The sequence below is a fragment of the Tepidicaulis sp. genome, assembly GCF_965222285.1.
Lineage (GTDB): Bacteria > Pseudomonadota > Alphaproteobacteria > Parvibaculales > Parvibaculaceae > Tepidicaulis.
Map to the genome: position 1 here is coordinate 518,554 of NZ_OZ244942.1, position 22,003 is coordinate 540,556.

The 22,003-nt window shown below is 61.4% G+C and carries 20 protein-coding genes and 1 riboswitch; of the genes, 14 read left to right on the top strand and 6 right to left on the bottom strand.

Annotated features, from left to right (window positions below; translation table 11 throughout):
* Positions 1-2: 2 nt before the first annotated feature.
* On the bottom strand, positions 3-827 hold the full coding sequence (locus tag ACOQOT_RS02405; RefSeq protein ID WP_420560788.1) for an SDR family NAD(P)-dependent oxidoreductase: 825 nt from the start codon (positions 825-827) through the stop codon (positions 3-5).
* A gap of 151 nt (positions 828-978) precedes the next feature.
* Here ACOQOT_RS02405 and ACOQOT_RS02410 point away from each other — a divergent pair, with 151 nt between their 5' ends.
* The 8 genes from ACOQOT_RS02410 (at position 979) to phoB (ending at position 10,274) form a co-directional block, all read left to right on the top strand.
* Positions 979-2,196 carry an acyl-CoA dehydrogenase family protein gene (locus tag ACOQOT_RS02410; RefSeq protein ID WP_420560789.1) on the top strand — a complete coding sequence of 406 codons (1,218 nt, stop codon included), beginning with the start codon at positions 979-981 and terminating at the stop codon, positions 2,194-2,196.
* Positions 2,197-2,311: 115 nt separating this feature from the next.
* On the top strand, positions 2,312-3,655 hold the full coding sequence (locus ACOQOT_RS02415; RefSeq protein ID WP_420560790.1) for an ATP-binding protein: 1,344 nt from the start codon (positions 2,312-2,314) through the stop codon (positions 3,653-3,655).
* A gap of 317 nt (positions 3,656-3,972) precedes the next feature.
* Entirely contained in the window at positions 3,973-5,016 is a 1,044-nt protein-coding gene (locus tag ACOQOT_RS02420) for a PstS family phosphate ABC transporter substrate-binding protein (protein ID WP_420560791.1), read from the top strand.
* Positions 5,017-5,122: 106 nt separating this feature from the next.
* Positions 5,123-6,502 (top strand): phosphate ABC transporter permease subunit PstC, encoded by a 1,380-nt coding sequence (gene pstC / locus ACOQOT_RS02425; protein ID WP_420560792.1) that lies wholly within the window; start codon positions 5,123-5,125, stop codon positions 6,500-6,502.
* Positions 6,495-7,790, top strand: coding sequence for a phosphate ABC transporter permease PstA (pstA, locus tag ACOQOT_RS02430; RefSeq protein ID WP_420560793.1), 1,296 nt, complete (start codon positions 6,495-6,497; stop codon positions 7,788-7,790). The genes pstC and pstA overlap by 8 nt, the downstream gene beginning before the upstream one ends.
* Before the next feature lie 100 nt (positions 7,791-7,890).
* Positions 7,891-8,691, top strand: coding sequence for a phosphate ABC transporter ATP-binding protein PstB (gene pstB / locus ACOQOT_RS02435; RefSeq protein WP_420561896.1), 801 nt, complete (start codon positions 7,891-7,893; stop codon positions 8,689-8,691).
* Positions 8,692-8,727: 36 nt separating this feature from the next.
* Positions 8,728-9,459, top strand: a complete 732-nt coding sequence (phoU, locus tag ACOQOT_RS02440; protein ID WP_420560794.1) for a phosphate signaling complex protein PhoU — start codon at positions 8,728-8,730, stop codon at positions 9,457-9,459.
* A 107-nt stretch (positions 9,460-9,566) separates the two neighbouring features.
* Entirely contained in the window at positions 9,567-10,274 is a 708-nt protein-coding gene (gene phoB, locus ACOQOT_RS02445; protein WP_420561897.1) for a phosphate regulon transcriptional regulator PhoB, read from the top strand.
* Between the two features lie 155 nt (positions 10,275-10,429).
* Here phoB and ACOQOT_RS02450 read toward each other — a convergent pair whose 3' ends face one another.
* Positions 10,430-10,942, bottom strand: a complete 513-nt coding sequence (locus ACOQOT_RS02450) for a GcrA family cell cycle regulator (RefSeq protein WP_420560795.1) — start codon at positions 10,940-10,942, stop codon at positions 10,430-10,432.
* A gap of 319 nt (positions 10,943-11,261) precedes the next feature.
* Here ACOQOT_RS02450 and ACOQOT_RS02455 point away from each other — a divergent pair, with 319 nt between their 5' ends.
* From ACOQOT_RS02455 to ACOQOT_RS02475, 5 genes are all read left to right on the top strand, one after another.
* Positions 11,262-12,071 (top strand): ABC transporter permease, encoded by an 810-nt coding sequence (locus ACOQOT_RS02455; protein WP_420560796.1) that lies wholly within the window; start codon positions 11,262-11,264, stop codon positions 12,069-12,071.
* A gap of 187 nt (positions 12,072-12,258) precedes the next feature.
* The gene (locus ACOQOT_RS02460; protein ID WP_420560797.1) at positions 12,259-13,470 is read left to right on the top strand and encodes an aspartate aminotransferase family protein; all 1,212 of its coding nucleotides are present in this window, start codon (positions 12,259-12,261) and stop codon (positions 13,468-13,470) included.
* A complete protein-coding gene (gene argF, locus ACOQOT_RS02465; RefSeq protein WP_420560798.1) occupies positions 13,467-14,432 on the top strand; it encodes an ornithine carbamoyltransferase in 966 nt (321 codons plus the stop codon). The genes ACOQOT_RS02460 and argF overlap by 4 nt, the downstream gene beginning before the upstream one ends.
* Before the next feature lie 25 nt (positions 14,433-14,457).
* Complete coding sequence (locus tag ACOQOT_RS02470; protein WP_420560799.1) at positions 14,458-15,423, top strand: Hsp33 family molecular chaperone; 966 nt, start codon at positions 14,458-14,460, stop codon at positions 15,421-15,423.
* Positions 15,420-16,013, top strand: coding sequence for a hypothetical protein (locus ACOQOT_RS02475; RefSeq protein ID WP_420560800.1), 594 nt, complete (start codon positions 15,420-15,422; stop codon positions 16,011-16,013). The genes ACOQOT_RS02470 and ACOQOT_RS02475 overlap by 4 nt, the downstream gene beginning before the upstream one ends.
* Before the next feature lie 8 nt (positions 16,014-16,021).
* On the opposite strand, the gene argE is transcribed toward ACOQOT_RS02475, so the two are convergent.
* From argE to metZ, 4 genes are all read right to left on the bottom strand, one after another.
* Entirely contained in the window at positions 16,022-17,185 is a 1,164-nt protein-coding gene (argE, locus tag ACOQOT_RS02480; RefSeq protein WP_420560801.1) for an acetylornithine deacetylase, read from the bottom strand.
* Between the two features lie 66 nt (positions 17,186-17,251).
* Positions 17,252-18,703, bottom strand: coding sequence for a TrkH family potassium uptake protein (locus ACOQOT_RS02485; RefSeq protein ID WP_420560802.1), 1,452 nt, complete (start codon positions 18,701-18,703; stop codon positions 17,252-17,254).
* A gap of 109 nt (positions 18,704-18,812) precedes the next feature.
* Positions 18,813-19,205 (bottom strand): Co2+/Mg2+ efflux protein ApaG, encoded by a 393-nt coding sequence (gene apaG, locus ACOQOT_RS02490; protein ID WP_420560803.1) that lies wholly within the window; start codon positions 19,203-19,205, stop codon positions 18,813-18,815.
* A 179-nt stretch (positions 19,206-19,384) separates the two neighbouring features.
* Complete coding sequence (gene metZ / locus ACOQOT_RS02495) at positions 19,385-20,614, bottom strand: O-succinylhomoserine sulfhydrylase (protein WP_420560804.1); 1,230 nt, start codon at positions 20,612-20,614, stop codon at positions 19,385-19,387.
* A gap of 39 nt (positions 20,615-20,653) precedes the next feature.
* Positions 20,654-20,733: riboswitch (SAM riboswitch) on the bottom strand.
* Positions 20,734-20,842: 109 nt separating this feature from the next.
* Here metZ and ACOQOT_RS02500 point away from each other — a divergent pair.
* Positions 20,843-22,003 carry a 2'-deoxycytidine 5'-triphosphate deaminase gene (locus tag ACOQOT_RS02500; protein ID WP_420560805.1) on the top strand — a complete coding sequence of 387 codons (1,161 nt, stop codon included), beginning with the start codon at positions 20,843-20,845 and terminating at the stop codon, positions 22,001-22,003.

Below are 22,003 nucleotides of genomic sequence, written 5' to 3' on the forward strand. Positions count from 1 at the left end.
GGTCAATCGCCGGGACCGAGCAGGCCTTTCTTGAAAATGAAACCGTAGCCTGCCGGGAAGAGGCGCTGAAGCAAATCAATTAGCCGTGCATCCATGCCGATGAGAATGCGCCGCCGGTCTTTCTGGATGCCCCGCACGATAATTTCCGCCGCCTTGGCGGGGGAGGTGCGGGCGATCTTGTCGAAATTGCTCGCCGCTTCCTGCCGCTCGCTGGAGCTTGTGCTTTGCAGAAAGCGGGCATTGCGCACGATATTGGTTTTGATGCCGCCGGGATGAACGGAGGAAACGCGGATCGCCGTCTCCCGCATTTCATGGGCGAGCGCTTCGGTAAAACCGCGAATGGCGAATTTCGCCGAGTTATAGGCGGCCTGGCGGGGCGCGGCGATGATGCCGAAAAGGCTCGACACATTGACGATGTGACCTGCGCCTTTTTGTTGAAGCTGCGGCAGGAAAGCCTTGGTGCCATAGACCATGCCCCAGAAGTCGATATTCATCACCCATTCGAAATCGTCGTAAGTGAGCTCATCGACACCCGCGACCTGGGCGACGCCGGCATTGTTGATAACGATATCCGCGCCGCCGAATTCCCGCGCCACCGTCTCGGCAAAATCGTAAACCCCGTCCTTATCCGACACGTCGAGAAGAAAGGTTTCCGCCGTGCCGCCCGCCTTGCGCACCTGATCGGCGGTTTCTTCGAGCCCCTCCCTGTTCACATCGGTCAGGATGACGCGCGCCGCCCCTTCCCGCGTGAGGCACAGCGCCAGGGCGCGGCCGATACCGCTGCCGGCGCCGGTGATCAATGCGGTCTTGCGGGTGATATCGGTCATGGCGGGCTCCCCTCTCTTATCCGTCTTTATATGACAAATTGTCATTTGCATTCTTATAGCGTCGGAGGGCCGGTTTGTCGCGGAAAATTAGACCTTTCCCGGCCCCGCCCTTAGGCTGACGCCAGCTAATAAATTTTGGGAGGAGGATGTCATGCAGGTGCAGCCCATTGCGGATCTGGACGATGAGGTGAACGAAATCCGTCTGCGCACGGCCAAGATCGTGACGGAGGAGGTTATTCCCGCCGAGCCCGCGCTTTATGCAGGCGGCGATGAGGCGAAAGAAGCACGAGCGCATATTTCCGCCAAGGTGAAGGAAGAAGGCCTCTGGGCGCCGCATCTGCCGGAAGAATATGGCGGCATGGGCATCGGCTTTCTGAAGCACGCTTACATGAACGAGATCTTGGCCTGGAGCCCGTTTTCAGCGCGGCTCTTCGGCGTGGTGGCGCCCAATGCGGGCAATCAGAAGATCCTGGTGAAATACGGTACGGCGGAGCAGAAGAAGAAATGGCTTGAGCCATTGATCGCGGGCGAGCTTGAAAGCTGCTTTTCCATGACCGAGCCGGATCAGCCGGGCTCCAACCCTTATGCCATTCAGACCCGCGCCGTGCTCGACGGCGATGAATGGGTGATCAACGGACATAAATGGTTCACGTCGAACGGCAAGCGCGCGGATTTTGCCATCGTCATGTGCCGCACCGAACAGGATGACGGGGCAGGGGGCACGAAAGACAAGATGACGCAAATCATCGTGCCCATGGATGCGCCCGGCGTGAAATATGTGCGCTCCGTGCCGGTTTGGGGTCACACCCACGGCGATCATGCCGAGATCATTTATGAGAATGTCCGCGTGCCGAAGGAAAACCAGCTCGGGCGCACCGGCTCCGGCCATCAGGCGGCTCAAGACCGGCTGGGCGCGGGACGCGTCTTTCATTGCATGAATGCGATCGGCTCCATGTGGCGGGCCTTCGATCTGCACTGCAAGCGGGCCATCTCCCGGGACGTGCATGGCGGCAAGCTGGAAACGAAACAGTTCACACAAGGCGACATCGCCGATTCTTATATGGATATTCAGGCGGCCCGCTTGATGACCATACATTGCGCGAACCGTATCGAGGCGGGCGTCGATGCGCGGGCCGATATTTCCGCCATCAAGATTTTTGTGCCCGCCGCGTTTTCGCGCGTGGTGGACCGGGCGATCCAGGCGCATGGGGCGATGGGTGTTTCCGGCGATCTGCCGCTTGCGGGCATGTATACCGGCGCGCGCACGCTACGCATCGCCGACGGGCCGGACGAGGTGCACCGCATCCTCATCGCCCGCACGGTGCTGAAAGCTTATCATGCAGGTGAAAGCTGGGATTTCGGCGTTTGAGACGAAGGCTTATCCCCGCTTTCACGGAAGTGACATAGAATGGCGGTTAAAAGGAAGCTTCAGTGACTCCGTCCCGATTCGTGCGGGGCGGCGGTTTTAAACGGCGGCAGGACAAATGGCCGATCTTCAAAGCAGTCAGGGAACATATGACGGCACGCGCCGGCGCGGGAGCCGGCGAGATGAGTTCGTCCGGCGCTTGAAAGAGCAGCGCTACCGCCTCATGGGCGCGGCCCTGCTTTTTGCCGCCCTTGCCGTGGCCGGTGCCATGAGCCCGCCCATCGCGTTTTTTGCCTTTCTCGGCCTTGCCGCGCTGTTGATGGGTGAGGAAGCGCAAGAGGTGAAAACGGCGGCAGGCCCTGCCGAGCCCCGCCTGCGCGATGCACTGCCGCCCAATGGCCGTCTTGGCGCGCTGGTGGTGGAGCATCTGCCCGATCCCGTCGTGCTGCTGGATAAGTCGAGCCGCATTCTTTACGCCAACCGCGCCGCCCATGATCTGATGGGGCATATTCCGGCGGGCCGCCCCGTCGCCTCCGCCTTGCGCGCGCCGGCGGTCCTTTCCGCCATCCAGAAAGTGCAGGAGGAAGGCGGGACGCTCTCCATCGATTATGAGCTGCCGGTGCCGGTCGAGCGGCATTTCCGCGCCATGATTTCCGAGATCGGCCCGGAAACGGGCGGCGAGCTTGCCAGGGAAATGAACGGTGTGCCCGAGGCCTCGCTCCTCATCATGCTGCATGATCTCACCGACATGCGCCGGGTGGAGCAGATGCGGGTGGATTTCGTGGCAAATGCCAGCCATGAGCTGAAAACGCCGCTCGCCTCGCTTTCGGGCTTCATCGAAACCATTCAGGGTCATGCGAAGGACGATCCGGAAGCGCAGGCGCGCTTCCTCGGCATCATGTCCGAGCAGGCCGCGCGGATGCAGCGGCTGATCGAGGATCTTCTTTCTTTAAGCCGGATCGAAATGCGCGAACATGTGCCCCCCTCCGGCGAGGTGGATTTGGCCGCGCTCACTGGCGATGTGACAGACGGGCTGGGGCCGCTCGCCGCGACCCATGGCGTCGAGATTAATGTCGATGTGAAAGAAGGCGTCGAGCCGGTACGCGGGGAATGGGACGAGCTTCACCAAGTGGTGCAGAACCTCACCGAAAACGCGCTGAAATATGGCCGCGCCGGCAAGCGCATCGACATTACCATCGCCCCTGCGCTCAATCAGGCCGGGCGCAAGATGACCGAGCTTGCGATTCGTGATTATGGGCCTGGCATCCCGCGCGAGCATATTCCCCGGCTTACCGAACGCTTCTACCGCGTCGATGTCGCCAAGAGCCGGGAGCGGGGCGGCACGGGGCTCGGCCTTGCCATCGTCAAGCACATCGTCAACCGCCATTCCGGCACACTGACCATCGACAGTCAGGTAGGCGAGGGCAGCACCTTCAAGGTTCGCCTGCCGGTGCGCGCGTAAGGGCGCGCCTGAGTCTCCGCCCCTAGCTCTTCGCTCTCCTTCCAGGCCGGTCCCGTGTTTGTGACCGTGCCTGTGATGCCGCTCGCGGGCCGGAACGGCCGTTAACAGAAAAACAATAACTATTTCAATGGTTTGACGGTGTCATGGAACTGTCACACAACTGTCGTAAACCTTTTGTGAGCCGCTCCTACGGTCATCGCGCTCAAGGGCACGATGAGACCGGCTAGCTGGCAGCCTCAACCCCGGTTGCAAGTTTGGGGGGCAAAGCAGCGGTCTGATCGACAGGGATATCCGATCCAATTGACTGGAGAGAAATCGTGAAACTCAACAAACTGGCGATGGCGGCGACTTTTGCTGTCACGACCGCTGCTACGGCGGGTGTTGCGCAGGCGCGCGACCAAATCCAAATCGTAGGTTCCTCGACCGTGTTTCCTTACACGCAGGCGGTCGCGGAAGAATTTGCCAACAAGACCGGCATGCAGGCTCCCGTGGTGGAATCCACCGGTACGGGCGGCGGCATGAAGATTTTCTGCCAGGGCCTGGGCGAAGCCAACCCGGACATCACGGGTGCCTCGCGCGCAATGAAGCAGTCCGAGTATGAGCTTTGCCAGCAGAACGGCGTGACCGATATCACCGAAGCGCTGATCGGCTATGACGGCCTGTCCATCGCCGTTTCCAAAAAAGGCGACAAGCTCGACGTTTCCAAGAAAGACCTTTTCCTGGCGCTGGCCGCCGAAGTGCCGGTTGACGGCAAACTGGCCGCCAACCCGAACCAGACCTGGAAAGACGTGAACGCGTCGCTTCCGGACACCAAGATCCAGGTTTTCGGCCCGCCCCCCACCTCCGGCACGCGTGACGCTTTCGTCGAGCTGGTGATGCGCGAAGGCTGCAAAGAGATGGATTTCTACAAAGATCAGGACAAGAAATTCATCAAGGCGAACTGCTCGCGTATGCGTCAGGACGGTCCGTTCATCGAAGCCGGTGAAAACGACAACCTGATCGTGCAGCGCCTGGAAGCCGATGCCACGGCTTACGGCATCTTCGGCTACTCCTTCCTTTATGAAAACCAGGACAAGCTCCAGGGTATCAATGTGGAAGGCGTGGCGCCGTCCTTCGAGACGATCGCCGACGGTTCCTACTCCGTCTCCCGCCCGCTCTTCTTCTACGTGAAGAACGCGCATCGCGGCGTGATCGCAGGTCTTGAAGAATTCCTGACCGAATATGTCAGCGAAGAAGCCATGGGCCCCGGCGGCTACCTCAACGAGCGCGGTCTCGTTGCCCTGGCCGACGACAAGCGGGCCGAAGTGCAGGATGCTGTGAAAAACGGCAAGCACATGACCCGCTACGAAACGACGAACTAAAAACATGGAGAAGGGTGGGCGGCGTGCCGCTCACCCTCCTTCTTTGCCCTGAGGCCGCAAATTCCGGCCGGGCAAACCCCGCAAGACCCACGGAGCAGGCGTATCCATGCTGACCACCCTTTTCATCTGCCTTGTTGCCGTTGCCGCTGCCGGATATTTCTTCGGCCAGAAAAAAGCGCGGGGCCTTGCCATCAGCCAGGGCACGCGGCTTCATTCGCTTCCCGGGTATCACGGTGCCTATGTCGCTTTCTGGGTGGGTCTGCCGAGCCTCGTTCTCGTGCTCTTCTGGCTGCTCTTCCAGGATGCCGTGGTCGAGGGGCTGGTGATCTCCGCCATTCCCGATGAAATCACCCGGACGATGGACGGGACCCGCATCGATCTTCTGATTTCCGAAATCAAGAGCGTTGCCGCCGGCCGCATCTTTGTCGAGCCGCAGCCTTATGTGCTGGAAGCCGCCGCGCATTACAACATTCTGAACAATACCGCCGAAAAGGCGATGCTGGTTGTCGTGCTGGCGCTGGCCGTGCTCGGGCTCGGTTATGCGCGCCGCAACCTTTCCGCCGATTTCCGCGCCCGCCAGAAAGTGGGCATGACGATGGACGGCCTGATGATCCTCTGCTCGGTCATCGCCATCGTCACGACGCTCGGCATCATCGCCTCGCTGCTTTTCGAGGCGATCCGCTTCTTCGAAAAAGTGCCGGTGGGCGAGTTTTTCTTCGGCCTTTCCTGGGAACCGCAAATCGCCATCCGCGCCGATCAGGTGGCGGGCACGGGCGCCTTCGGCGCGGTGCCGGTCTTCACGGGCACGCTGCTGATCGCGGCTATCGCCATGGCGGTCGCCATTCCCATCGGGCTCTTCTCGGCAATCTATCTGACCGAATATGCCGGTGACCGTTTCCGCTCCATCGTCAAGCCGGTGCTGGAAATGCTGGCCGGTGTGCCGACCGTGGTTTACGGCTTCTTTGCGGTGCTGACGGTCGCGCCCGCCTTGCGGGAAGCAGGCGCCGCCATCGGCCTCGATGTGGCGCCGAACAGCGCCCTTGCCGCGGGCGCCGTGATGGGGATCATGATCATTCCCTTCATCTCCTCGCTTTCGGACGATGCGATCACCGCCGTGCCGCGCGCCATGCGCGACGGCTCCTACGCCATGGGCGCGACGAAAGCCGAAACCATCATGCGCGTGCTTCTGCCCGCCGCGCTGCCGGGCATTGTGGGCGGCATTCTGCTGGCCGTCTCCCGCGCCATCGGCGAGACCATGATCGTGGTGATGGCGGCAGGCCTCATCGCCAAACTGACCGCCAACCCCTTCGATGCCGTGACCACCGTGACGGTGCAGATCGTCACACTGCTTATCGGCGATACCGAATTCGACAATCCCAAGACGCTTGCCGCCTTTGCGCTGGGCCTGGTGCTCTTCGCCGCCACGCTTCTGCTCAATGTCGTCGCGCTGCGCGTCGTTCAGAAATATAGGGAACGTTATGAGTGAGGCCGCAATGACGACGGGCACAGCCCCGGCCAGTTTTGTTTCCGATGCCGCTCTGAAGCGTTTGCAAAAGCGCAAAGCGGCGGACCGGCGGCTGAAATATTACGGCCTCGGCGCCATCGGCATCGCGCTTTTGCTGCTGGCAACGCTGGTGACGTCGCTTATCATCACGGGTCATACCGCCTTCCTGCAGACGCATGTCACTTATCCGGTTTATCTCGATCCGGCGAAGATCGATGCGCAGGAGCCGAGCAAAGGCAATTACCGCTCGATCGTGCGCGACAGTTTTACCGCGCTCTTTCCGGAGGTAACGGCGGTGCGCGAGAAGCGTGCGCTTACCGATATTCTGACCTCGGCCGCTCCTTACATTCTGCGCGATGAGGTGGTGGACGATCCGGAGCTGATCGGCCAGACCATCGATTTCACGGTGCCTGTCTCCGACCCCTTCGATCAGTTCATGAAGGGCAATATCAAGCGCGAGACGCCGGAAGAAGATCGCCGCGTCACGAACCAGGAAATCGTCTGGGTGGACCAGCTTGTGGCCGAGGGGCGTCTCTCCAAACCGCTCAATATCGGTCTTCTGACGAATGCCGATAGCCGTTTCCCGGAAATGGCGGGTCTTGCCGGCGCAATCACGGGCTCTTTCTTCGCGCTGCTCGTCTGTTTCCTGATTTCCTTCCCGACCGGCATTGCCGCGGCGGTCTATCTGGAAGAATTCGCGCCGAAGAACAAGTTCACCGATCTCATCGAGGTGAATATCAACAACCTCGCCGCCGTGCCCTCCGTGGTCTTCGGTCTTCTCGGCCTTGCGGTTTTCCTCGGCACGTTCGGCCTGCCGCGCTCCGCCCCGCTTGTCGGCGGTATGACGCTGGCGCTGATGACGCTGCCCACCATCATCATCACGACGCGCGCCTCGCTGAAAGCCGTGCCGCCTTCCATCCGCGAGGCCGCGCTCGGCATCGGCGCCTCCAAGCACCAGGTGATGATGCATCATGTGGTGCCGCTTGCCATGCCCGGCATTTTGACCGGCACGATCATCGGCCTTGCGCAGGCGCTCGGCGAAACCGCGCCGCTGCTGCTGATCGGCATGAATGCCTTTATCACCTCGCCGCCCGGCGGCATTCTCGATCCTTCGACCGCGCTGCCCACGCAGATTTTCATCTGGGCGGACAGCCCGGAGCGCGGGTTCGTTTCGCGCACCTCGGCGGCCATTCTCGTGCTGCTCGGGTTCCTGGTCGCGATGAACGCCATTGCCATTTATCTGCGCCGCCGCTTCGAGCGCCGTTGGTAGGAACGGAGAAACCGGAATGAAAACCGCCCAGAATACCGCCCAAAATACCGCGCAGCATACCGCTCAGGCTGAAAGCCAGACCGCAACGAACGGGGCAACCATGACGCCAGCCGAAACCGCATCGCCGCAAGTAGCGGAATTGCATCCCATCAAAATGACCGCCCGCGACGTCAGTGTCTTTTACGGAGCAAAGCAGGCGCTTTTCGGCGTCGATCTGACGATCCGGGACAATGCCGTCACCGCGCTGATCGGCCCTTCGGGCTGCGGCAAGTCGACGTTCCTGCGCTGTCTCAACCGCATGAACGACGTGATCGACAATTGCCGGGTTGAAGGGGAAATCAGGCTCGGCGATACGAATATTTACGGCGCCAATATCGACCCTGTGCTGCTGCGCGCGCGCGTCGGCATGGTCTTCCAGAAACCCAATCCCTTCCCGAAATCCATTTACGAGAATATCGCCTATGGTCCGCGCATTCACGGCATGGCCGAGCGGCGCGCGGAGATGGATGAAATCGTCGAGACGAGCCTGCGCAAGGCCGCGCTCTGGGACGAGGTGAAGGACCGCTTGCAGGAGCCGGGCACCGGCCTTTCCGGCGGCCAGCAGCAGCGCCTTTGCATCGCCCGGGCGATTGCGGTGAACCCGGAAGTCATTCTGATGGACGAGCCTTGCTCGGCGCTCGACCCGATCGCCACGGCGCGCGTGGAAGAGCTGATCGACGAGCTGAGAGAAAACTATACCATCGTCATCGTCACGCACTCCATGCAGCAGGCAGCCCGCGTCTCCCAGCGCACGGCGTTCTTTCACCTCGGCAATCTGGTGGAAGAAGACGAGACGGATCAGATCTTCACCAATCCGCGCGACAAGCGCACCCAGGATTACATCACCGGCCGGTTCGGCTAAGCAAACGTTCAAGCGGCCCGGCGCAAGGAGGCAGGTGTGAGAGAGCAGGAACATATCGTCAAATCCTTCGAGGAAGAGCTCGAAGCGATTTCAACGCTGATCGCGCAAATGGGCGGCATGGCCGAAGCGCAACTCGCTGCGGCGATCGACTGCGTGACGCGCCGCGATATCGCGCTGGCCGAGCGCACGGTGCTCGAAGACCGGCGCATCGACGAGATGGAACACGATATCGAAGATCAGACCGTGCGCCTTATCGCGCGGCGCCAGCCCATGGCGCTCGATCTGCGCGAGGCGATTTCGGCGATCAAGATTTCCGCCGATCTGGAGCGGATCGGGGATCTGGCCAAAAACATCGCCAAGCGCTCGATTATCGTGATCGGCGATTATGAAACGCCGGCCCGCCTGATGCAGGGCCTGGCGCGGATGGGCAAGCTCGCGCAAGGCCAGCTCAAGGCAGTGCTTGATGCCTATGCCGGGCGCAATGCGGAAGAAGCGCTGCATGTCTGGCGCTCGGATGCGGAAATCGACGAGATGTACAATTCCATCTTCCGCGAGCTGCTCACCTATATGATGGAAGACCCGCGCACCATCGGTGCCTGCACCCATCTTCTCTTCATTGCCAAGAACATCGAACGGATCGGCGATCACGCGACCAATGTCGCCGAGACGGTCTCTTATCTCGTTACCGGGGAAATGCTGGTGGATGAGCGCCCGAAAAGCGACCAGACCACCACAACCGCTATTTCCGCTTTGAGGGACACGCAGTAACCTCGGGAAGGACGCATGTCATGCAACTTGAAACGAACTGGACGCACGCCGCCCCCCGCACGGTCGATATTCATGCAGCCAGTGATTCACGGCCGAAACGCACGCCCATGAAACCAACAGTGTTGATTGTCGAAGACGAAGAAGCGCTCTCCACTCTCCTGCGCTACAACCTTGAAAAAGAAGGTTATGACGTGGCCGTGGCCATGGACGGCGAGGAAGCGGAAATCCAGGTACGCGAGCATCTGCCTGATCTCGTGCTCTTGGACTGGATGCTGCCGGGTGTTTCCGGCATCGAGCTGTGCCGGCGCTTGCGCGGGCGGCCCGAAAGCCGGAACCTGCCCATCGTCATGATTACGGCGCGCGGCGAGGAAGCGGACCGGATCCGCGGTCTCGATACCGGCGCGGACGATTACATCACCAAGCCTTTCTCGACGAGCGAGCTTTTGGCGCGCATCCGCGCCGTCATGCGCCGTATCCGCCCGGCGCTGGCAGAAGATATCGTCACTTTCGGAGATATCGTGATCGACCGCGCCGCGCACCGGGTGCGCCGCGCCGACCGCGAGGTGCATCTGGGGCCGACGGAATACCGCCTTCTCGAGCATCTCATGCAGCATCCGGGCCGCGTCTTCTCCCGCGCCCAGCTTCTCGACACGGTCTGGGGCTCGGACGTTTATGTGGAAGCGCGCACGGTGGATGTGCATATCGGCCGGCTGCGCAAGGCGCTGAATGCCAAGGGCGAGCACGATCCGATCCGCACCGTGCGGGCGGCAGGCTATGCGCTCGACGAGCAGGTGCCTGGCGCTTCGGGCGAGTGACCTGTCCCCGGAATTTCAGGAAAACGAACCCCTAAAATAAAAGCCGGCCCACCTCCCCCTCGAGGTATCGGGCCGGCTTTTTCCCCTGCGCGCCTCTTGCCTTTGCAGATTACGCCTGAACAAAGGCAGGTGGGCGCACCGCCAAGAAACGGGGCTTAGACGGCGAAGTCGCGCCGCCGGTCGTTGCGTTTGCGGGCCTGTACGGGCTGGTAGGCCAGCCGCGCGTGCTCGGCGCAATAGGGCATGCCGGGTGCCGAACGGTCGCCGCAGAAATGGAAGCTTTCCTCGCCCGGATCGCCGATCGGCCATTTGCAGGTGTGCTCGGTCAAGGAGAGGACGGTCGCCCCGTCGCCGATGGCCACATCCGTCAGGCGGCGCTGCGGGGCGGGCGCGGGCAGCGGCTTTTCCTTGGCAAGCGCGGCGCTTTCCCGGGCCTCGCTCGCCTGGGCGGGCTGCGGCCGGGCTGTCGCGGGCGCTGCGGCAGCGGCGGGCTGCTGGCGGGCCCGGCTCGGCCGGTTGGAAGTGGCGCGGCCGGAAAGGCCCAGCCGGTGGACCTTGCCGATCACCGCATTACGCGTGACGCCGCCCAGCTGCTTGGCAATCTGGCTGGCGCTCAGGCCTTCGGCCCACAATTTCTTGAGAGTTTCGACCCTGTCTTCCGTCCACATGCCTATTATCCCTCGTCTGCGGGCGCGCGCCTGCGTGCCCCAGGTTTCCCCGAGATTCCCGGCGTCATGCCCGGTACGCGCTGCTGACGCCGCCACTACATATCGTGTTGCGATTGGGTTAACACTACAAGATAGGGGCAGGTTCCCGCAAGGCGCGCATGCCTGCAAAGCCGCCTTATCCACAAAAAATCGCGCTTAGCGAACGCAAAACCACAAAATATGGGCTTGAGTGCCCGATTTATCCCCAGTTTGACGCGAGTGTGCATTGCCAAATCGCCTGCGAGTGACTATTTGGGGTCGCAACGGGAAGGCAGGGCAGATGAGTTTTCAGGAATATCCCCCGCAGGGAACGCGCCGCTTCGGGGCCATCAACTGGCTCGGCATGTGGACGCTTTACGTGAAAGAAGTGCGCCGCTTCATCAAGGTCATTACCCAGACCGTGGCCGCGCCCGTTATCACGACCCTGCTGTTTCTGGCGATTTTCTCGCTGGCGCTCGGCCGGCTGCGCCCGGACGTGCAGGGCGTGCCCTTTGCCGAGTTCATTGCGCCCGGTCTCATCATGATGACCATGCTGCAAAACGCCTTCGCTAATACCTCTTCCTCGCTGCTGATCTCCAAGGTACAGGGCAATATCGTCGATATTCTGATGCCGCCCCTTTCCGCGGGCGAGCTGAATGTCGGCATCGCCATGGCCGGCGTCACGCGCGGTGTCATGGTCGGCATCGTGACCGCGCTCGGCATGATCGCTTTTGTCGATATTTCCATCGCCCATCTTTGGGCGGTGGTCTATTTCGCCATTGCCGCCTCGCTCATGCTCTCGCTGCTCGGCATGCTGGGCGGCATCTGGTCGGAAAAGTTCGACCATTTGCAGGCGGTGACGAACTTCATCATCACGCCGCTCGCCTTCCTGTCGGGCACGTTCTACTCGATCCGCCAATTGCCGGATTTCGCCCAGGAAGCGGTGATGTACAACCCCTTCTTCTATCTGATCGACGGTTTCCGCTACGGCATGACGGGCCATGCGGACGGCTCGGTGGCGGTGGGCGTCGCTTTCACGCTGGGGCTGAATGTCGTTCTCTGGATCGTCACGGACTATGTGCTGCGACGAGGATACCGTCTCAAAGCCTGAGCAAGGCTCGGGTTTTTGAGGCGGGGACCTCTCAAGGCACGAGTAAGTGGTTGAGATGAAAGAGAAAATACCTGCTCACCCGATCCAAGAACGATTGACAGAACAGGACTTCTCCAACATACTCTAGCGCTTCTCGGACGCCGCCAGGAAAGGCGGCTTTTTCTATTCTGTTCGGGAGCATCGGGAAATGATTACGCCAGTCCTGCCAACTTATGCGCGGGTAAATATCGAGTTCGAGAAGGGCGAAGGGCCCTATCTCTTTACGCCTGAAGGGGAAAGATATCTGGACTTCGGTTCGGGCATCGCCGTGAACCTTCTGGGCCACGCGCATCCGCGCCTTGTCGCCGCGCTTGGCGAGCAGGCGGGCAAGCTCTGGCATACTTCCAACCTTTACCGCGTGCCGGGCCAGGAAAAACTGGCGGAGCGGCTTGTGGCGGCAACTTTCGCCGACAGCGTCTTCTTCACCAATTCCGGCGCCGAGGCGATGGAATGCGCGATCAAAATGGCGCGTAAATACCATTCGGCGAGCGGTCATCCCGAGCGCTATGAGGTCATCACCTTCGAAGGCGCCTTTCATGGCCGCACGCTCGCGACCATCGCGGCAGGCGGGCAGAAAAAGCATCTGGAAGGCTTCGGACCCAAGGTCGAAGGCTTTCCGCAAGTACCGCATGGCGACATGGACGCGCTAAAAGCGGCGATCGGTGAGAAGACAGCCGGTGTGCTGCTGGAGCCCGTGCAAGGGGAAGGCGGTATCCGTCCCTTCACGAATGAGCAGCTGCGCGCCATCCGCAAGATTTGCGATGAGGCGGGCATCCTTTTGATTTTCGACGAGGTGCAGACCGGCATGGGCCGCACGGGCTGGCTTTTTGCCCATGAGCCTTCCGGCGTTACGCCCGACATTATGGGTGTGGCGAAAGGCATTGGCGGCGGCTTTCCGCTCGGCGCGTGCCTTGCCACGGAAGAAGCGGCCAAGGGCATGATCGCGGGCAGCCACGGCTCGACCTATGGCGGCAATCCGCTTGCCATGGCCGTCGGCAATGCCGTGCTCGATGTGGTGCTGGAGGAGGGCTTTCTGGAAAAAGTCCGCCAGACCGGCATCAAGCTGAAACAGAAACTTGCCATGCTGGCCGACGAGCATCCCGCCATCATCGAAGGGGTGCGCGGAGAAGGACTGCTGCTCGGCCTGAAATGCAAAGTGCCGAACGGCGATCTCATCGGCGCGCTTTACGGCGAACATCTTTTGACGGTCGGCGCGGGCGACAATGTCGTGCGCGTCATTCCCCCCCTCATCGTCACCGATGCCGAGATCGACGAAGCGATCGGCGCCATCGACCGGGCCTGCGCCAAACTGGAGGCGGCAGGCGCAGGTGACACAGACAAAAAGGAGGGCGTGGCATGAGCAGTGCGCCCGTTATCGACATGCCGGTAAAAGACACGGCGAGACATTTTCTCGATCTGGATGCCATCGACAAGAAAACCCTGCGCCGGATACTGGACGCCGCCCATGCGCGCAAACGCAAGCGCAAGGGCCTCTCGCACGGCGCGCGCGATGCGGATGCGCCGCTCGATGGTAAGATGCTGGCGATGATTTTCGAAAAACCGTCGACACGTACCCGCGTCTCCTTCGATGTGGCCATGCGCCAGCTCGGCGGGGAAAGCATGCTGCTCAACGGCAATGACATGCAGCTCGGCCGGGGCGAGACGATTGCCGATACCGCCCGCGTGCTCTCGCGCTATGTGGATGCGATCATGATCCGCACCCATGCCCATGAGATGCTGGAAGAGCTGGCCGAATGCGCGAGCGTGCCGGTGATCAACGGGCTGACCGATCATTCCCACCCCTGCCAGCTTATGGCCGATGTCATGACCTTCGAGGAGCATAAAGGCCCCATCGCCGGGCATGTTGTGGCCTGGTCCGGGGACGGCAACAATGTCGCAACGACCTGGGTGCAGGCGGCGGTGCAGTTCGATTTCGAATTGCGCGTGGCCTGCCCGCCCGAGCTCGACATTCCCGAACATGTGATCGACTGGGCGCGCAAGGCCGGCGGCAAGGTGAGCGTGACGCGCGATCCTTTCGCGGCGGCGGACGGCGCGGACTGCGTCGTCACCGATACCTGGGTTTCCATGGGCGACGATGAAGCGACCGCCGAGCGCCGCCACAATTTGCTGGCCCCTTATCAGGTCAATGAAAGACTGATGGCGGCTGCGGCCAAAGATGCGCTTTTCATGCATTGCCTGCCCGCGCACCGCGGCGAGGAGGCTAGCGAAGGGGTGATCGACGGGCCGCAATCGGTGGTGTTCGATGTGGCCGAGAACCGGCTTCATGCGCAAAAGGGCGTGCTTGCCTGGTGCCTCGCTTAAATCTCAACTAAGGACGAGAGTTTACGTGTCCTATATCGGTGACGATCTTATCACGCCCTTCCAGATCGAAGGCATGAGCGTGCGCGGGCGTGTCGCGCGCCTCGGCCCGCTCGTCAATGAAGTGCTGACCCGCCATAACTACAAAGAGCCGGTGTCTGTGCTTCTTGGCGAGGCACTGACGCTCGCTGCACTTCTCGGCAGCGCGCTGAAATTCAACGGACGTTTGACCTTGCAGACGAAGGGGGACGGGCCTGTCTCCATGCTGGTTGCCGATTATGAAGCGCCGGGCAAGCTGCGCGGCTATGCCCATACGGATGAAGAGGCGCTCGAGACGGCGATTGCGGAGGGGCGCCTGACAAGCGCGGATCTGGTGGGCAGCGGCTATCTTGCCATGACCATCGACCAGGGTCCGGACATGGAGCGGTATCAGGGCATTGTCGAGCTCGACCCGCGCGGGCTTGCCGAATGCGCGCATGCCTATTTCGCCCAGTCCGAACAGATCGCCACCTCGATCCGCCTTGCCGTGGCCCCGCTTTTCGACAGGGATGCGGAAGGCCATGGCCAGACCGAATGGCGGGCCGGGGCCATCATGATCCAGCATCTGGCCCGCGACGGCGGCCTGACCGGCCATAAGGAAGACGAGGAAACCGAGCAGCCGCTGACCCAGGAAGAAAAAGACTGGGAACACGCCGCCGTGCTGCTCGACACGGTCGAAGATCACGAATTGCTGGACCCGCAAGTCACTCCCGACCGGTTGCTCTTCCGGCTTTATCACGAAGATGGGGTCAGGGTTTATCCGCCCCATGAAGTGGCCTTCGGGTGCCGCTGCTCGGCCGAGCGCATGGAAGAGGTGCTCAAGCGCTTCGACGATGCCGATATCGACGAAATGACCGTGGATGGGGCGATCGAAACGCGTTGCGAGTTCTGCGCGCAGGTTTATCATTTCGATCCGGAAGCGCTGAAAAAAGCGGGGAAGGAAAAAGCGGAATGACTTTCTGCCGGAAAGCTGCAATCGGGATCTTCATGGGCGCGGGCATCGCCCTTGCCGGCTGCACCAGCGCGCCGCCACCGGCGAGCCCCGTGGACATAACCTATCAGCACCGCACACCCATTACCTTGAACGTCGCTGCCATCGATGTGGTGGACCGTTCAGGTTCGGGCTCCGGCGCAAACCGGCTCGAACAATTGCACCGGCAAAACCCGGCAAGCCTTGCGCGGCGCTGGGCCGAGGAACGCCTGCGCGCCGGCGGTACGGGCGGCCAGGCGACGCTGATCATCGATGAGGCTTCCGTGCGCGAGGAGCATCTGGAAGTGACGGCGGGCTTTACCGATCTTTTCAAGGATGAAGTGGACACGCGTCTTCATGCGGTGCTTGCCGCGCGGCTTGAATATCAATTGCCGGGGCAGGGTTCCGGCGCGGTGGATGTGAAGGTCGACGCGCGCCGGGAAGTGCTGGAAAGCGCCTCGCTCAATGAGCGCGATATGGCCTATTTCCAGCTCATGGAGCGCGTGGCAAGCGAGCTCGACAACAGGCTGACGCCGGATGTCGAGCAAACCTTCGCGCCCATTATCCTGCGTTAGGCTTTGCCTCAGCTTGCCAGATGCGCTGCGAGCCGCGTGAAGAAGCGCTCGCAGGCGGCGACTTGCGCAAGCTCGATGAATTCATCCGTCTTATGTGCCTGCTGAATGCTGCCCGGCCCGCAAATGACGGTGGGAATATCCGCCATCTGGAAGAGCCCAGCTTCCGTGCCGTAGGAGACCGCCTCGGTCTCGTTGCGTTCGGCAAGCTGCAGCACCAGCGCCTCGCCCGGTGCGCCTTCTTGCGGTTTGAGCGGCGGCACGAAATTGCGCGCCTTCGTTTCGATGGAGGCGCCGGGAAAGACGGCGCGCATGCGCGGCAGGAGTTTTTCTTCGGCAAACGCTGCAAGGCGGGCCGGAATTTCCTCCGGATCCTGATCAGGTAGCGCGCGGAACTCCCAGCGGAAATCGCAGTGACGCGGAATGATATTGACCGCCGTGCCGCCATTGACCGTGCCGATCTGCATGCTCGTATAAGGCGGATCGAAGCGGCCCGAAGCATCGCCCTTGGCCTGCATTTCTTCCCCGATCCGGGCAAGAAAGCCGATCAGCTCGGCGGCATAGACGATGGCGTTGACGCCTTTGTCCATGGCGCTTGAATGCGCCTCGAGGCCCGTCACCACCGTGTGGAAGGCATGGATGCTTTTATGCGCGTTCACGACTTTCATGTCCGAGGGCTCGCCGACGATCACGATATCGGGCCGGGGCAGGGAGCGGATGATTTCATCGATCATGGAGCGCACGCCGAGGCAGCCCACTTCCTCATCATAGGACAGCGCGAAATAAAGCGGCACTGTGAGTTCGTGTTTCAGGAATTCTGGCACGAAGGCAAGGGCGATGGCGATGAAGGACTTCATGTCGCTCGTGCCGCGCCCGTAAAGACGCCCGTCTTTTTCGGTGACGGTGAAAGGATCGCTCGACCAGTCCTGCCCGTCGACCGGCACGACATCCGTGTGGCCGGAAAGCACGATGCCGCCTTCTTTTTCCGCAGGTCCCAGAACGGCAAAGAGATTGGCCTTGGTGCCGTCTTCGTTCATGACCCGGCGCGAGGCAACGCCCCAGCCTGCAAGATAATCCTCGACGAATTCGATCAGTTTCAGATTGGAATGACGGCTGACCGTATCGAAGGAAATCAGCTTGTCGATCATCTGGCGCGGGGTGAAACGTTGCGGCATGGGGAGCTCCTTTGCGCGCATCCTAGCGGGCGCGCAGGCGGGCGCAAGAACCAGTTTACCCCCAGCTCAGCCGCGCCAGAAAGAGGGCATGAAAATCACCAGAACGGTAAAGACTTCCAGCCGCCCCATGAGCATGGAAAGGGAAAGCAGCCATTTGGCCGCATCGGGCAGGCTGGCGAAATTACCCGCCGGGCCGATAATGTCACCAAGGCCGGGGCCGACATTCGCCATGGTCGTGGCCGCCGCCGAAATCGAGGTAAGCACGTCGAGGCCCATAAGATTGAGCAGGACGGCGATCACGGAAAAGGCGAGCATGAAGAGAAACATGAAGCTCATCACCGAAGCGATGACGCCGTCGCCGATGGGATTGCCATTATAGCGCGGCACGAAAACCCCGTTCGGATGCACCATGCGGCGCATTTCGGTAAAGAGCGAGGCGAAGACGATTTGGAAGCGGAAAATCTTCATGCCGCAAGAGGTCGAGCCCGAACAGCCGCCGATAAACATGATGACGAAGAAGATCGCAATGGCGAGCGGTCCCCATTCGGAAAAATTATGGGTGGCGTAGCCCGTACCGGTCAGGATCGAGATCGAATTGAAAAGCGCGTAGCGGAACTGGTCGGGCAGCGGCCCATTGATGCCCTGGAAGACCTGATAGGCGGTGAGAACGGTGGCAAGCGTCGCGACGATGTAAAAGAAGACATGGACCTGCGAATCCCGCAAGAGTGGGCGGGCATCGCCGCGCAGCGCCCGGAGATAAAGCGCGAAGGGCAGGGAGCCGACGATCATCGCGGCCACAACGGTATAATCGATCGCCGCGCTTTCGAAATGGCCTACGGAAGCATCTTTCGTCGAAAAGCCGCCTGTTGCGATGGAGGTCATGGAATGATTGACCGCATCGAAAGCGTTGAGCCCGGCAAGCCAGAGAAAGAAAGCAAAGACGGCGGTGGCCGCGAGATAGAAGCTCGTGAGAGAGCCGGCAAGCTGGGCGGCGCTGGGCAGCACTTTTTCCGCCGTGTCGAAAGCCTCGACCTTGAACATCTGCATGCCGCCGATCTGCAGGATCGGCAAAAGCGCGATTGCCATGACGACGATGCCGAGACCGCCCAGCCATTGCAGCAGCGAGCGCCAGAGCAAAAAGCCGGGCGGGGCTGTATCGAGGCCCACCACAACGGTTGCCCCAGTCGTCGTCAGGCCCGACATCGCCTCGAAAAAGGCATCCGTATAGCTCAGCGAAAACTCGGAAAAAGCAAAAGGCAGCGCGCCGAAACCGGGCAGGAAAACCCAAATGAAGGTCACGAGCAGAAAGGCTTCTTTTAAGGTCAGATCGCTCGCATGGCCCCAGGTCATCAGCGTCATGCTGACGCCGGTGAAAAGCGTGAGCGCGGCGGCAAGGCCGAAAACCTGCCAGTCGGGATTGCCGGCCGCCGCATCGATGGCGGCCGGGATCAGCATGGCGCTGCCCAGCGTGGTCAGCAAAATGCCCGTGACGAGAATGATGGGTCTGAAGTCGATCATAACGCCTTAGGGTCTGACCTCTTGAGCTAGCTGGGGGCCAACCGCTGAGAGAAGGCTTTGAGACCTTCTCCGAAAAAGGTGCAGACCTTGGCGCGCGTGGCGCTTCCGCTCAGTTCACGAGCCGGACTGCGTGAGGACAGTCGAGCGAGAAGGCGGGAATGTCAACCTCGAAGCTGTCGCCCCCGTCCAGCGCCATTTCGTAATTGCCGACCATGATGCCGGACGGCGTGGTGAGCGGGGTGCCGCTGGTGTACTGGAAAGATTCGCCGGGCGGAATGACGGGCTGCTCGCCCACCACGCCTTCGCCGTGCACTTCATGGGTATAGCCGCGCTGATCGGTGATCTGCCAGTGGCGGCTTTTCAACTGCACGGGTTCGGCGCCTTCATTGCGGATCACGACCGTATAGGCCCAGACATAGTAATCCTCATCCGGGTCCGACTGATCGTCCAGATAATGCGGTTCAACCTCGACCCTGATGGCGCGGGTGGTGGCAGAGAACATGGCCCAATCCCATTGGCAGCTATGGGGCCCTGGCGTATCCGCCAAGGCCGATACGCGCAGTTTACGAAAATGCCCCTAATTCCAGGTTACCGGGCAGCTAGGAAAGCTGTCCGCCCTTTGCCCCGATTCGCAGTACCAATCTAGCGGGCAGGGCGGGCGGAAATGTGGCTTTCCCGCGCTTAAACGGCGGCGAGCGCCCGGTCCAGATCTTCTATCAGGTCCTGGGAATCCTCCAAGCCGACAGAAAGCCGCAGCAGGCCCGCGCTGATCCCCAGTTCCGCCCGCGCCTCTTCGGAAAGGCGCTGGTGGGTGGTGGTCGCCGGATGGGTGATGAGGCTCTTGGCATCGCCCAGATTGTTGGAAATCAGGATGATTTGCAGCGCATTGGCGAGGCGGAAGGCCGCCTCCTTGCCGCCCTTTACCTCGAACGCGACGATATTGCCGCCGGCTGCCATCTGCCGGCGCGCAAGAGCGGCCTGCGGGTGGCTGTCGAGGGTGGGATAGAGCGCCTTTTGCACCTTGGGATGGGCGTCGAGGAAGCGGGCGACCGCCTCCCCGTTTGCCGCATGGGCGTTGACGCGCAGGTCCAGCGTTTCCAGGCTTTTCAGCATCACCCAGGCATTGAAGGGGCTGAGCGCCGGGCCCGTCTGGCGCAGGAAATTCCCCAAGTGGTCGGCAATGAAGTCCTCATCGGCGAGCACGACGCCGCCGAGGCAGCGCCCCTGCCCATCGATATGTTTGGTGGCCGAATAGACGGTGGTATCGGCGCCGAATTCGAACGGCCGCTGCAGCACGGGGGTAGCGAAGACATTATCCACCACGAGCCGCGCGCCCGCCTCATGGGCGATATCGGCGACGGCCTGAAGGTCGATAATCTCCAGCGTCGGGTTGGACGGCGTTTCGAGGAAAAAGACTTTCGTATTGGGCTGCACCGCCGCTTTCCACTGCGCCAGATCCGTGCCCTCGATCAGCGTCGAGGTGATGCCGAAGCGCGGCAGAAGATCTTCCACGATATAGCGGCAGGAGCCGAAAAGCGCCTTGGCCGCCACCACATGATCGCCCGCCGAAAGCTGGCAGAGCATGGCAGCCGTCACCGCCGCCATGCCCGTTGCCGTGGCGCGCGCATCGATGGTCCGTCCGTCGGGCGCGCCTTCCAGCGCAATCATCCGTTCTTCGAACATGCGCACGGTCGGGTTGGCAAAGCGCGAATAAATGAAACCCGGCTCTTCGCCCTTGAAACGGGCTTCGGCGGCTTCAGCGCTGTCATAGACATAGCCGGAGGTCAGGAACATTGCCTCGCTCGTCTCCCCGAAGGGGCTGCGGGCGGTGCCGCCATGCACCGCTTTGGTGCGGGGGCGCCAGTTGGCGGAAGGTGTTTTGGGAGTGTCGCTGCCTTGTTTCGCGCTCATCGGACGATGCCTCAAATAAAAAACCCCGACCTTTGGCCGGGGATGCATCCTCCGACCTTTTTAGCGGTTTCTTTAACGTGGCCGCAAGCCGGTCGGCTCAAATCACCACGGGAATGGCAAGGGTGATACGCTTTTTGGCCCCCCGCGTCAAGAAAAGAGGCCGTGAGGGGGGTGCCGTTTCTGGCGGTTTTGCTTGGAGCCGCCCTCTTGCCCTTTTATAAGGGGGGCATGACGAAATCAGCCAGCGACCTTTTCCCCGATCATGACGGTGCGTCTCCTAAGGAAGTGCGCGGCGATGCGACCCATGCGACGGGCATTCTGCCTGCCCATGCCATCCGCGCGCTGATCCGCGAAAAGGAAATCTGGGCGGGCAAGGAAATCGAGGAGGCGCAGGTGCAGCCGGCAAGCCTCGATCTGCGTCTCGGCCCCGTCGCCTACCGCTTGCGGGCGAGCTTCCTGCCCGGCGAGGGGAGCGCGGTGATGGACAAGGTGGAGGAATTCGCGCTCCACAAGATCGACCTTTCCGAAGGTGCGGTGCTGGAGACGGGCTGCGTCTATCTCGTTCCGCTTCTCGAAGCGCTTGCCCTTTCCGAGCGCACGGGCGCTGCCGCCAATCCGAAAAGCTCGACCGGCCGGCTCGATATCTTCACCCGTGTCATTACGGATTTCGGCACCGAGTTCGATCAGGTCGAAGCGGGCTATAAAGGCCATCTTTATCTCGAAGTCAGCCCGCGCACCTTTCCCATTCTCGTGCGCCAGGGCTCGCGGCTTTCGCAAATCCGTTTCCGCCGGGGCGAGGCGCGCCATTCCGACACGGAGCTGCGCCATCTGCATGAGCAGCACAAGCTCGTGGATGGGGGCGAACCGAATATCGATGGCGGGCTCGGCCTGACCGTCGATCTCTCGGGTGATGCGGAAACAGGCCTTGTCGGTTACCGCGCCAAGCGCCACTCCGCCGTGATCGATGTGGACCGGCCCGGCGCTTACGAGGTGCTGGATTTCTGGGACCCTGTTTATGTGCGCGGGGCAAAGCGGATTATTCTCGATCCGGATGAATTTTATATCCTGGCGTCCCGTGAAGCCGTTCATGTGCCCGCCACCCATGCCGCCGAGATGGTGCCTTACAATCCGCTCGTCGGGGAGTTCCGCGTTCATTATGCAGGTTTCTTCGATCCCGGTTTCGGCGCGGGTGAGGCGGGCGGCACGGGCTCGCGCGCGGTGCTGGAAGTACGCAGCCATGAAGTGCCGTTCATCCTCGAAGACGGGCAGATCATCGGCCGGCTCGTCTATGAGCGGCTGACGGGCAAGCCCACGGCGCTTTACGGCACGGGCATCGGCTCGAATTATCAGCGCCAGGGCCTCAAGCTCTCCAAACATTTCAAGTCCTGA